The organism is Streptomyces sp. NPDC002888, assembly GCF_042888465.1.
In the GTDB taxonomy this organism is placed as follows: Bacteria; Actinomycetota; Actinomycetes; order Streptomycetales; family Streptomycetaceae; genus Streptomyces.
Window position 1 is genome coordinate 43,178 of record NZ_JBIAPU010000009.1, and the last position, 12,118, is coordinate 55,295.

General features: G+C 71.6%; 12 protein-coding genes. 5 read left to right on the forward strand and 7 right to left on the reverse strand.

The annotated features are described in order from the left end of the window. Position 1: 1 nt before the first annotated feature. From ACFYWX_RS16535 to ACFYWX_RS16545, 3 genes are all read right to left on the reverse strand, one after another. The gene (locus tag ACFYWX_RS16535; RefSeq protein ID WP_389424727.1) at positions 2-1,012 is read right to left on the reverse strand and encodes an LLM class F420-dependent oxidoreductase; all 1,011 of its coding nucleotides are present in this window, start codon (positions 1,010-1,012) and stop codon (positions 2-4) included. A 105-nt stretch (positions 1,013-1,117) separates the two neighbouring features. Further along, positions 1,118-1,942 (reverse strand): hypothetical protein, encoded by an 825-nt coding sequence (locus ACFYWX_RS16540; protein ID WP_389424728.1) that lies wholly within the window; start codon positions 1,940-1,942, stop codon positions 1,118-1,120. Between the two features lie 158 nt (positions 1,943-2,100). Next, positions 2,101-3,003 (reverse strand): N-acetylmuramoyl-L-alanine amidase, encoded by a 903-nt coding sequence (locus ACFYWX_RS16545; protein ID WP_389424729.1) that lies wholly within the window; start codon positions 3,001-3,003, stop codon positions 2,101-2,103. A 120-nt stretch (positions 3,004-3,123) separates the two neighbouring features. Between ACFYWX_RS16545 and ACFYWX_RS16550 the strand changes: the two genes are divergently transcribed. Further along, positions 3,124-3,465 (forward strand): hypothetical protein, encoded by a 342-nt coding sequence (locus ACFYWX_RS16550; protein ID WP_389424730.1) that lies wholly within the window; start codon positions 3,124-3,126, stop codon positions 3,463-3,465. 16 nt (positions 3,466-3,481) lie between these two features. Here ACFYWX_RS16550 and ACFYWX_RS16555 read toward each other — a convergent pair whose 3' ends face one another. Together ACFYWX_RS16555 and ACFYWX_RS16560 are read right to left on the reverse strand one after the other, a co-directional pair. Continuing rightward, positions 3,482-4,132, reverse strand: coding sequence for a class I SAM-dependent methyltransferase (locus tag ACFYWX_RS16555; RefSeq protein WP_389424947.1), 651 nt, complete (start codon positions 4,130-4,132; stop codon positions 3,482-3,484). Between the two features lie 131 nt (positions 4,133-4,263). Further along, positions 4,264-6,006 (reverse strand): MFS transporter, encoded by a 1,743-nt coding sequence (locus tag ACFYWX_RS16560; protein WP_389424731.1) that lies wholly within the window; start codon positions 6,004-6,006, stop codon positions 4,264-4,266. Between the two features lie 270 nt (positions 6,007-6,276). On the opposite strand from ACFYWX_RS16560, the gene ACFYWX_RS16565 reads away from it, so the two are divergent. From ACFYWX_RS16565 to ACFYWX_RS16580, 4 genes are all read left to right on the forward strand, one after another. Next, entirely contained in the window at positions 6,277-7,704 is a 1,428-nt protein-coding gene (locus ACFYWX_RS16565; RefSeq protein ID WP_389424732.1) for a DHA2 family efflux MFS transporter permease subunit, read from the forward strand. A gap of 51 nt (positions 7,705-7,755) precedes the next feature. Then, a complete protein-coding gene (locus ACFYWX_RS16570) occupies positions 7,756-8,295 on the forward strand; it encodes a SigE family RNA polymerase sigma factor (RefSeq protein ID WP_389424733.1) in 540 nt (179 codons plus the stop codon). Further along, the gene (locus ACFYWX_RS16575; RefSeq protein ID WP_389424734.1) at positions 8,295-9,113 is read left to right on the forward strand and encodes a hypothetical protein; all 819 of its coding nucleotides are present in this window, start codon (positions 8,295-8,297) and stop codon (positions 9,111-9,113) included. The genes ACFYWX_RS16570 and ACFYWX_RS16575 overlap by 1 nt, the downstream gene beginning before the upstream one ends. A 127-nt stretch (positions 9,114-9,240) precedes the next feature. Continuing rightward, positions 9,241-10,011, forward strand: coding sequence for a hypothetical protein (locus ACFYWX_RS16580; protein WP_389424735.1), 771 nt, complete (start codon positions 9,241-9,243; stop codon positions 10,009-10,011). 34 nt (positions 10,012-10,045) lie between these two features. Here ACFYWX_RS16580 and ACFYWX_RS16585 read toward each other — a convergent pair whose 3' ends face one another. Then, positions 10,046-10,678 (reverse strand): response regulator, encoded by a 633-nt coding sequence (locus tag ACFYWX_RS16585; protein WP_389424948.1) that lies wholly within the window; start codon positions 10,676-10,678, stop codon positions 10,046-10,048. A gap of 162 nt (positions 10,679-10,840) precedes the next feature. Further along, on the reverse strand, positions 10,841-12,112 hold the full coding sequence (locus tag ACFYWX_RS16590; RefSeq protein WP_389424736.1) for a sensor histidine kinase: 1,272 nt from the start codon (positions 12,110-12,112) through the stop codon (positions 10,841-10,843). Between the last annotated feature and the right edge of the window lie 6 nt (positions 12,113-12,118).

Genomic DNA, 12,118 nt, shown 5'->3' on the forward strand with positions numbered 1-12,118 from the left:
TCTACGAGTTGAGCTCGGCCAGCGCCCGTAGCGTGTGCGGATCGGGGGAGAGGGCGAGGAGGTCGGTCACCGGACCCTGGCGCCACAACTCCAGCCGCTCGGCGATGCGTTCGCGAGGCCCGACGAGGGAGATCTCGTCCGCGAAGGCGTCCGGCACGGCGAGCACGGCCTCCTCGCGGCGCCCGGACAGGAACAGCTCCTGGATCCGCCGCGCATCCTCCTCGTACCCCATGCGGGCCATCAGGTCGGCGTGGAAGTTGCGGGCCGCGTGCCCCATCCCGCCGATGTAGAAGCCGAGCATGGCCTTGACGGGCAGCAGCCCCTCGGCGACGTCGTCGCAGACCTTCACGCGGGCCATGGGCGCGACGAGGAAGTCTTCAGGGAGGGCACCGACGACCTCCCCGTACACCTCGGGCCTGGTCGGCGCCCAGTACAACGGCAGCCAGCCGTCGGCGATCTCGACGGTCTGGGCGACGTTCTTCGGCCCTTCGGCGCCGAGCAGCACGGGCAGGTCGGCGCGCAGGGAGTGGGTGATCGACTTGAGGGGCTTGCCGAGTCCGGTGCCGTCCGCGCCGCGATAGGGGTGGGAGTGGAACCGCCCGGCCAGCTCGACAGGTGCCTCCCGCCTGAGGACCTGCCGTACGACGTCGACGTACTCGCGGGTCGCGGTCAGCGGCGACTTCGGGAACGGGCGGCCGTACCAGCCCTCGACGACCTGCGGGCCGGACAGGCCGAGCCCGAGCAGCATCCGGCCGCCGGAGAGGTGGTCCAGGGTGAGGGCCTGCATCGCGGTCGTGGTGGGGGAGCGGGCCGCCATCTGCGCGACGGCCGTACCCAGCCTGATCCTCGAGGTCTGCGCGGCGATCCAGGTCAGCGGGGTGAAGGCGTCCGAGCCCCACGACTCGGCCGTCCACACCGAGTCGTAGCCGAGCCGCTCCGCCTCCCGCGCCAGCGTCACGTGCTCCGCGGAGGGGCCGCGGCCCCAGTAGCCGAGTGCGAGACCGAGCCGCATGCCTGCCTCCTGACGGTTCCTGACGGTTCGTCAGCTGGAAGGGCGACTGTACGACAACGGCCCCCCGCCCGGAAGGGCGAGGGGCCGTGGAGGTCATTCAGGGGCTCAGCCGCGCTGGATGCCCGAGGTGTCGCGCAGGACGCCGCGGCGGCCGTCCTGGGTCTGGGCGATCAGGCCCGGGCCGCTCTGCTCGACGGCCAGGTACCAGGTGCCCGGCGCGAGTTCCGCGATCGGCGTCGGCGAGCCGTCCTCAGGGAACAGCGGCCGCGCCACCGGCACGGCGAACCAGAACGGCGAGAAGTCCGCGGCCGGCGGCTGCGCCTGGGGCTGCGGCGGCTGCTGCCCGGCGAACGGCTGTCCGGGCTGGCCCTGCTGCGGCGGCTGCCCACCGAACTGCGGCTGCGGCTGGCCGGGGTAGCCGTACCCACCGGGGGGCTGGGCGCCGTAGGGCTGGGGCGCCGGGGGCTTGGGGGCGGGGATGAGGGCGGCCTGGAGGGCGGGGACGAGGGGGGTGGCGATGGCGGCTGCCGCCATGACCAACGTAGCGATGAGGGCAAGGATCAGACCGACACCAGCGTCCAGGCTGTCGCCGGCGCCATCGAAGTTGTTCGTACCGCTGGCCGGGTCGAAGATGTTCCCGAGGGCGCTCCACGCCGCGAAGACCGTGAACGCGACCCCGAGCTGGCCGAGGTCGAGCCCGGCCACCTTCGGGACCTGCGGAAGGCAGCGCGAGATGACTACGAGCGCCGCACCGATGAGGCCCGCCAATACCACGCCCATGAGGATCGGACCGCTCGCCCAGGCGCTGGGGAAGTCGAAGCTGTCCGGGGCCGCGTCGGCCGAGTAGGAGTCGAGGAACGACGCGATGAACAGCAACACCGCTGCTCCGATCACCACGCCGTCGCCTCTAGTGAGGGAGCGGATGTTCACTTCTGGTCCTTCGTAGGTCGTCTCATCGTGGGTAGAGGCGTCGCTGTCACCATGTCGCCTTCCGGCCCCGGTGGGAAGCGCGGGGGTGGCCCCTTATCGTAGGAACGACCCTATCGTCCGCACGATCAGGCTGTCCGCCGGGATCAACGCGCTGATCGCTACCCGCGCAGGAAACTCACGATTCCCTCAGAGATCCCTTGCGCCGCCCTCTGCCGCCAGGCGCCGCTTGTCAGCAGTGCCGCGTCCTTGGTATCGCGCATGTTGCCGCACTCGATGAACACCTTGGGAACCGTTGACAGATTGAGACCGCCCAGGTCCTTCCGCGTGACGAGACCGCTTCCGTCGCCGACGTAGTTGGACGGCTTGGTGTCGGTGGTGTGCGCGAAGTCGGTCGCGATGAGCTTCCCGAGGTCGCGGGAGGGGTCGACGATGGGGCGGGTGTCGGCACCGCCCGCGTGGACCGCCGACGGAAGGATGACGTGGAACCCACGGTTTCCGGCCGCCGACCCGTCGGCGTGCACGGAGACGACCGCGTCGGCGTGCGCCTCGTTCCCGATCCGGGCCCGCTCGTCCACACACGGCCCGTACGGCCGGTCGCCGTCCTGCGTCAACTTCACGGTGGCACCCTGCTGTTGGAGCAGCGTCCGCAGCCGGTGCGCGACGTCGAGGGTGAACCGGGCCTCCGTGTACCCGGAGTTGGTGGAGGTCCCCGTCGTGTCGCACTCCTTGCGGTTGGTGCCGATGTCCACCTTGCGGTTGATCTCAGCCGTGTGCTGGAAGTTCTCGGGGTTGTGCCCGGGGTCGATGACGACGACCTTGCCCTTGAGCGGCGCTGCACTGTACGGCGAGGGCGACGCGCTCGGCTCCTTCCCGTCGGCAGCGCTGGTGGCCGTCCCGACGGGAGTCCTGTCCGCCCCGTCCGACCCGCCGGGGGCGCCCTGATACACCACCCACCCGAGCACCGCCCCGGGCACCAGCACGGCGATCGCCCCGATCACCACCCGCCTCAGCGGCGAGCGACGGGGCTGAGAGGGTTCGAATTCCGGACCTGCGTACGACACGCCTCGACTCTATCGGGCGTCACCGGCGCCTACGCATGTCGTTGCGGGGCAAACGGCTGACAGCCCACCGCATCGACACCAAACTGCCCCACACACCGACACCACGAACGGGAGACATCCATGGCCGGCAACCCCTACTTCGACCAGCCGCTCACGCCTGTCCGGCCCCGCATGTTCAACAGCACCCTCGCCAAGGTCGTGTGGACCGTCGTGCCCGTCGTCACCCTTGGCCTGTGTGCGGCTGTTCCGTTCGTGGTCGCGGCGGTGAAGGGCGTGGTCAAGCCGTGGCTGGCGGTCGGCTACGTCGTCGCCGAAATCGCGATCATCGGTGTGGCCATGGCGATGGACCCGGATCCCGACAGCGGCAACCCCTTCACGGGCTTCGTGCTGATGCTGCTGATCATCGCGTCGGCGACGCACACGGCGCTGCTCGACAACGAAAAAATCAGCATCGGCAAGTGACCGGCGCTCCGAGCCCTCAGATCCCGGCCCCGGTCCGCCGCAGGACGCGCAGAGAGCCCGTGGCCCCCGCCTCCGTGAAGGCGCCGGAGGCCAGGGCGCGGAGGTAGACGCGGTAGGGGGCCTGGCCGGTGAACTCGTCCGCCGGGTCCGGGAACACGTCGTGGATGACGAGCAGCCCTCCCTCGGTGACATGCGGGGCCCAGCCCTCGTAGTCGGCGGTGGCGTGTTCGTCGGTGTGGCCGCCGTCGATGAAGACGAGGGAGAGCGGGGAGTTCCAGATCTTCGCGATCTGGGGGGAGCGGCCGACGAGCGCCACGACGTGGTCCTCGAGGCCCGCGCGGTGCAGGGTGCGGCGGAAGGTGGGCAACGTGTCCATCACGCCGAGTTCGGGGTCGACCGTCTCGGGGTCGTGGTAATCCCAGCCCGGCTGCTGCTCCTCGCTGCCCCGGTGGTGGTCGACGGTGAGTGCGGTGACCCCGGCCTCGCGGGCCGCGTCGGCGAGGAGGACGGTGGAGCGGCCGCAGTAGGTGCCGACCTCCAGCAGGGGCAGCCCGAGCCCGCCCGCCTCGACGGCGGCCGCGTACAGCGCGAGCCCCTCGTCCACGGGCATGAACCCCTTCGCCGCCTCGAACGCGGCCAGGATCTCGGGCTTGGGTGCCGCGGTCATCGGGGTCCTTCCGGTCTTACGGGCGTACGGCTCGTACGCCCGTACGGCGTACGAGCTCACAGGGCGCCCATGCTGCCGCACCCCCCGCCGGCCGGCGACAGGGGGTGCGGAAAGCGGGGACTGCGCGGGGACTACGCGGTGGTGAGCGTCTCGCCCGGCAGGGACAGGTCCAGGTCCACCGGGCGGTCGTCGCCCGCGTGGGTCGCCGAGGAGGCGAGCGGGGCGTGGCCGGTGGCCTTCGCGGCCAGGACGTACGCGCCCTCGGCCGGCACCGTGAGCGCGTAGGTGCCGTCCTCTTCGGACAGCGTCGCGCCCGCCTGGCGGCCGCGCGGGTCGATCAGGGTGACCCTGGCGCGGGCGACCGGGGAGCCGTCGGCGTCCAGGACACGGCCGCGGAACCCGCGGAGCACCTCCTCGGCACGCTCCAGGTTGGCCTCCTCCTCGCTGCTCGCGCGCAGCTGGAGCTTGTCGGCGGGGCGGCGGCCGGGGAGGAAGAGGGCCAGGACGAGGCCCACGGCGACCGCGGCCGTCGCGATCAGGAAGGAGACGCGGAAGCCGTGCATCGTCGGGATCGCGACGCCGCCGACATTGTTCGCGGTGTTGGCCAGCACCATGCCGATCACAGCGCTCGACACCGACGTACCGATGGACCGCATCAGCGTGTTGAGGCCGTTGGCCGCACCCGTCTCCGACGCCGGGACCGCGCCCACGATCAGCGCGGGCAGCGAGGAGTACGCCAGGCCGATGCCCGCGCCCAGGACCACCGCGATGACGAGGCTCTGCCAGGGCGCGCTCATCAGGCCGAGGCCGGCGCCGTAGCCGATCGCGATGATCAGCATGCCGAGGATCAGGGTGACCTTGGGGCCGTACTTCGCCGACAGGCGGGCGTAGACGGGGGCCGTGAACATCATCGTCAGGCCCAGCGGGGCCACCAGCAGGCCCGCGACCACCATCGACTGGCCGAGGCCGTAGCCGGTGGACTTCGGCAGCTGGAGCAGCTGTGGGAGGACGAGGGAGACGACGTAGAAGGAGACGCCGACCATGATCGACGCGAGGTTGGTGAAGAGCACCGCGGGGCGGGCCGTGGTGCGCAGGTCGACCAGCGGAGCCTTCACGCGCAGCTCCATCACGCCCCACAGGAGGAAGACGACGAGCGACGCGCCGAACAGGCCGAGCGTGGTGCCCGAGGTCCAGCCCCAGTCGCTGCCCTTGGTGATCGGCAGCAGGAAGAGGACCAGGCCGGTGGAGAGGCCGAGCGCGCCCAGGACGTCGAAGGTCCCCTCCGCCCGCATCGGGGACTCCGGTACGACGAGGAGGGTGAGGACGATGGCGAGGGCGCCGAGGCCGGCGGCGCCGTAGAACAGGGCGTGCCAGTCGGCGTGCTGGGCGACCACGGCGGCGGCGGGCAGCGCCAGGCCACCGCCGACGCCTATCGAGGAGCTCATCAGGGCCATCGCCGAGCCGAGCTTCTCGCGGGGCAGCATGTCGCGCATCAGGCCGATGCCCAGCGGGATGGCGCCCATCGCGAAGCCCTGCAGCGTACGGCCCACGATCATCATGAGCAGGTCACTTGTGAGCGCGCTGACCAGCGCGCCGACGACCATCACCGCGAGGCTGGTGATCAGCATGCGCCGCTTGCCGTAGAGGTCACCGAGCCGGCCCATGATCGGCGTGGCGACGGCCCCGGAGAGAAGCGTCGAGGTCAGGACCCAGGTGGCGTTGCTGGGCGCGGTGTCCAGCAGTTGCGGCAGGTCCTTGATGACCGGGACGAGCAGGGTCTGCATCACCGCGACCACGATGCCCGCGAAGGCGAGCACCGGAACCAGGGCGCCGCTCGCTCTCCGGGAGGGCTGGTCGGTCGTCGTGAGCGTCATTGAGTGTGGCCTCCAGGCCGGAAAGAAGGGAAGAGTGGGACATGTGTGCAGGGTGAACCCCGTGCGCTGGGGCAACTATTCCGTTGCTTTGGCATGCTAACGAATTCTTGACCTTCTCTTGGTGATCAGGGAAGACATCACCTGGTGATCAGGGAAGACATCACCTGGTGATCAGGGGAGAGATCACCTGGTGATCAGGGGAGTGATCACCAGGCCATGCGGGTGCCCCGGCCGAAATCCCGGTGCCGGGACGGTGGAGTGGTTGAGACCATGACCCGCATGCTGCGAGCCGCCGACACCACCCGCGCCTCCCGTCGTCCCCCGCCCCCCACCTGGCTGGTGGTGGCGCTCGCCTGCGCCGGGCAGTTCCTCGTCGTCCTCGACGTGTCCGTCGCCAATGTGGCGCTGCCTTCGATCCGAGCCGATCTGGGGCTCGGCGCGTCGGGGCTCCAGTGGGTGGCCAACGCGTACTCGATCGCCTTCGCCGGGTTCATGCTGCTCGGCGGGCGGGCCGGTGACCTGTACGGGCGCAAGCGCATGTTCCTGGTGGGGCTCAGCCTGTTCACGCTGGCCTCGCTGGCCGGCGGGCTGGCCCAGGAGAGCTGGCAACTGCTGCTGGCGCGGTCCGTGCAGGGGCTCGGCGCCGCGGTGCTGGCGCCCTCGACGCTCACCATCCTCACCTCCGCCGTCCCGGAGGGCGCCGCCCGGGCGCGGGCCATCGCGACGTGGACAGCGGTGGGCGCCGGCGGCGGGGCCGCGGGCGGTCTGGTCGGCGGGGTGCTGGTGGAGGCGATGTCGTGGCGTTGGGTGCTGCTGATCAACGTGCCGATCGGCGCGGTCGTCCTGGCCGGCTCCGCCGCCCGGCTCGCGGAGAGCCGCGCCGGGGACGGACGGCGACTCGACCTGCCGGGCGCGGTGCTGGTCACGGCCGGTCTCGCCACCCTCGCGTACGGCATATCGCAGACCGAGGCCGAGGGGTGGACGGCGGCGGCCACACTGGTGCCGCTGGCCGTCGGCCTCGCGCTCGTCGGGCTCTTCCTCGCCGTCGAGGCCCGTACGACGGCCCCGTTGATGCCCCTCGGACTGTTCCGCAAGCGCTCGGTGTCGTCGTCGAACGCGGCGATGTTCCTCTGCGGCTTCGCGATGTTCTGCATGTGGTACTTCATGACGCTGTACGCGCAGAACGTGCTGGGCTACACCCCGCTGGAGGCCGGACTCGCGGTCGTGCCCAGCTCCCTCGCCGTCGTCCTCGGCTCGAAGCTCGCGCCCCGGCTGCTGGCGGTGGCCGGCGCGCGCACGGTGGCGGTGCTCGGCACGCTCGTGGCCGCCGTCGGTTTCGCCTGGCAGTCGACGATGAGCGCGCACGGGTCCTACGTCACCGCGATCATGATCCCGGGGGTCCTGATGATGGTGGGCGCGGGCCTCTCGGCCACTCCGCTCGCCGCGCTGGCCACGTCCGGGGTGGCGCCGGGGGAGGCCGGGCTGGTGTCCGGGCTGGTCAACACCTCGCGCGTGATGGGCGGTTCGCTGGGACTCGCCGTCATGTCGACGCTCGCGGCGACGCGTACGGCGGGCAGCGGGACACCGGAGGCCGTCACGGCCGGGTACGCCCTGGTGTTCCGCACGGGGACGGCGGTGCTGGTGGCGGGGGCGGTGCTGATGCTGCTGTGGCTGCCGCGAAAAACTCCTGCGAGGTGAGGCAACGATCCGGGCGGCTCGTGGACTCCTTTGTACATCTAGGAGGTGCCCATGGGGGATCGCAAGCAGGCTCGGGACGAGGAGTTCCAGGCCTTCGTCATCGGCCGCTGGCCGCGGCTGATGCGGACGGCATTTCTCCTCACGGGGGAGCAGCACGCCGCGGAGGACCTGGTCCAGTCGACGCTCGAACAGGTCTACGTGGCCTGGCGCAGGGTCGGCTCGGCCGACGACCCGGAGGCGTACGTCAGGCGCGTGATGATCAACGCCCACGCGCGCAAACACCGCAGAAGGCTGAAGGAGTTCCTGGCACCGAAGGACGACTCGGGCATCTCGTACGAGGTGCCCGACACCGGTGACCGCATCTCCCAGGCCGACGACCGCAACACCCTGCTCGGGGCGCTCGCGCAACTGCCGCCCCGGCAGCGGCAGGCGGTGGTCCTGCGGTACTGGGAGGACCTGACCGAGACCCAGACGGCAGAGGCCATGGGGTGCTCGGTGGGCGCGGTGAAGAGCAACGCGGCCAAGGGGATCGCGAAACTCCGCGCCATACCGGAACTGGCGGAGACGGTGACGTACGGAGGGCGGAAGTAATGAACGCGGACCGGGAGACGAACCACGACATGACGCACCACGACATCGCCCTCCTGCTGGCCGACGCCGCGGACGAGGTCGAGATCGGCATAGCCCCCACCCAGGCCGTGATCCGCGGCGGTCGCCGCCGCAGGGCCCGGCGCTGGGCGGTGGCCGCGGCCACGGCCGTGGTGGTCGCCGGCTCCACCGGTGCGCTGGCACTGAGCGGGCTGCCGGGCGGGCACGAACACGGTGTGACACCGGCCGGGCCCGGGCCGTCGGGATCGCCGAAGCTGGACGGGCCGCAGTCCACCACCCTGTTGGCCACCGGTACCGACGGGGGCAAGGAGTGGAACGTCTCCATCGACGTGTGGGCCGCCCCGCGCGACGAGGAGGAGGCACAGGCCGAACTCGACGCGATGGTGCAGTACGACGACATGCCGGGAGACGTCCGCAAGGCCGCCGACCTGGTCGGCAAGGGTGCGTACTTCGTCCACCGCAGCTACGGGGAGGACGTTGAACGCAAGCGGACGATGGAGGACGTGGTCACCAAGTCGAGCGGCATGTCGGGCAGGGACCTCCAGGCCGGCATGCTCCCGCTCGAACTCGACCCCAACGGCCCCGAACGCCTGGTGGTCGGCAGCGTGGCCAAGACGGCCCAGGAGGTGACCTGCGCGTGGAAGGACGGCACGAAGACGGAGGTCCGCAGGGCGAGCGAGAAGGACGTCGTCAACAGCGACGAGTTCGTGATCCGGAGCGTCGAGGGGCTGCCGTTCGACTGGTTCGTGTGCCTGGCGCCGAAGGGGACGGTGTACAAGGACGTGAAGGTGACCGGGTAGCGGGCGCGGGGCACCGGCCTGGCGGGGGCGGTAGGCCTGGGGGCGTGCGTCGGGGGGCTTGGCAGCTTCGTCACGGACAACGGATGATCCGCTGGTCGCCGTAGGGCGGATCGGAGGGGGCCGGGACATGTTGTTGGACCTGAGAGAGGTCGAGCGGCTGCACGCCGACGCGGCACGCGCACGGCGGGTCGGGACGGACCTGATCGGGGCGGCGAGGCTCTTCGGGACCGTGTCGGCGGTGTCGGCCATGACGGCGGTGGCGCTCGCCTGGTGGCGTCCGTCGGCACCCGCGAGCCCGACGGTGCTGGCGCTGGCAGGCACGGCAGTCGCCAGCGCAGTCGGGTGGGTGCTGGTGCTGACCGGCGTCCGCCGCTGGCTGCGGCGCGGGATCGTCACCGACGGGGACGGGCGGCGCAGGCTGGCGGAGGTGTGCGGAGTTCGGCCCGACTACTGGTTCCCGGGGAGGGACTGGTGGCCGCCGGTGCTGTTCGTGGTGCTGCTCTGGTCCGACCTCGCCGCCGCCGCGCTGGTGCTGGCCATCGTCCACTCCGGCGCACCGGAGGGCGTGGAGATGCTGCGGTGGCCGGTCACCGGCTTCCTCCTCTTCCTCGGTGCCATCCTCTCGGGCGTGGTCACCTGGTTCTGCCCTCCCGAGCGCGACAAGAGTTTCAACGCCTCGTGGACACCGGTGAGGGCGGTGCGACGGATCGCCGTGTACGCGTTGCCCGCGTTGCTGGCGGCCCCGGTGCTGGTGGGGGAGCGGCTCGGCTGGACCGGGGCGTTCGTCGAACGGCACGAGGTCTGGGCGAAAGCGCTCGCCTGCATCGCGCCGCTCTGGTTGATCGTCGCGCCGCTGATCCATCACGACCACTCGGTGTCCGCGAGCAGCGGCGACTGACGCGCCGCCCCCTGGAGCCGACCCTGGCCGACCCCTAGAGCCAGCCCTGTTGGCGGGCCTCGCGCACCGCCTCCATGCGGTTGCGGGTACCGGTCTTGCCGATGGCGGCGGAGAGGTAGTTGCGGACGGTGGACTCGGAGAGGTGGAGCCTGCCGGCGATGTCCGCGACGGTCGCGCCGTCGGCGGAGGCCTTCAGGACGTCGCACTCGCGGGCGGTGAGCGGACTGGGCCCGGCGCTGAGCGCGGCGGTGGCGAGCGCGGGGTCGACGACCGTCTCCCCGGTCAGCACCCGGCGGATCGCGACGGCCAGTTCCTCCACGGGACCGTCCTTGACGAGGAAGCCCGCCGCTCCGGCCTCCATGGCCCGCCGCAGATACCCGGGCCTGCCGAAGGTCGTCAGGATCAGCACCCGGCAGTCCGGCACCTCGTCGCGCAGTTCGGCGGCGGCGTCCAGGCCGCTCATGCCGGGCAGCTCGATGTCGAGCAGCGCGACGTCCGGACGGTGGGTCAGCGCCGCGTCCACGATCGCGTCCCCGGCCCCCACCTGCGCGACCACCTCGATGTCCGGCTCCATCCCGAGCAGTAACGCCAGCGCGCCGCGCATCATCCCCTGGTCCTCGGCGAGCAGGACTCTGATGGACTTGGCGGGCCGGTGGTCCCGGGGCATCTCGCTCACGGGCTCAGAGTAGGGCGCAGGGCGCTGGTCGGTGGCCGAGACGGCAACGAAGCTGCTGCTGGTCATGGCGGAACGAGGTGCTGGTCGTGGCGGGACGTCATGGCTTGCCCCCGGCGCCCTCGTGCGACCTCCGTGCCGGCACGAGGGCGCCGGTCATGCGAGCTGTTCGGTGGGCTGCGGCGCCGGACCCTCGGGGGGCTCCGGGGTGTCCACCGGCAGTTCCGCCGTGACCGTGAAGCCGTGGCGTGGGCCGGGGCCGGCCGTGAGGGAGCCGCCGGCGGCGGTGAGGCGTTCCTTGAGGCCCGTGAGGCCGGTGCCGCCGATGCCCTCCCGGGTTTCCGCCTCGGGGGTGCCGGTTCCGTTGTCCGCGACCGTCAGGCGGACGCGTTCCGGGGCGCCCGACACCGTGATCTCGCAGCGGGTCGCGCCGCTGTGGCGGACGACGTTGGTGACCGCCTCGCGCACCACCCAGGCCAGCAGAGCCTCCGTCTGCGGTCCGAGCGGCGGGCCCGACCGGTGCAGCACGGGTTCGACGCCCACCGCGCCCAACGCGGAGCGGGCCCGCTCCAGTTCCGTGACGAGGCTGCCCTCGCGGTAACCCGTGACCGCCTCGCGGATCTCGGTCAGCGCCTGGCGGCCCACCGACTCGATGTCGGCGACCTGACCGAGTGCCGCGTCGAGGTCCCGCCCCGCCAGCCGGCGGGCCGCCTCCGACTTCACCACGATCACCGACAGGGTGTGGCCCAGCAGGTCGTGCAGGTCGCGGGAGAAACGCAGCCGCTCCTTCTCGACGGCACGCCGGGCCAGTTCCTCACGGGCGGTGCGCAGCTCCCGTACGGCGTCGGTGAGGGAAAGGAGCGCGGCGGTCACCATCGTCGACAGCAGGGTGCTGTAGCCGACGTTGATCGCGTCCCAGCCGGAGCGGTACGCGGTGACGACGCCCGCGCCGGCGGCCAGTCCGATGCCGACGCGGCCCAGCAGCGGCCCCCGCATGACCGCGCCGACGGCCAGTCCCAGCAGCGGGAAGAAGTACAGCCAGCTGCCGCCGTATCCGGCGGCCAGACCGCAGGTGACAAGGCCCATCAAGGCCAGTGCCACCCGGGTGCGGACCGCCTCGCGCTTCTCCTTCACGAAGGCGCGGAACACCACGTAGATGTAGAGGGAGTTGAAGGTGAACAGGCCCAGGCCCGCGACCACGGGGTTCGGTGTCTCGCCCTGGAAGAGGTTCGAGAAGGAGCCCAGGCCCATCAGCAGCCACGGCACCAGGGTGAACCCCGAGGGCGCGGGTCCGAAGTTCTCCGGCGTGCGTCCCGTCCGGCGCCACTCCCGTTGCCGGGTCCGGAACCGCTGCCGTTCGGCCCGCTGCCGCGCGGCCGCCTCCCGCCAGTGGCACAGCCGCCGTTGCGTCGTGCTCCTCCAGGACATGCCCTG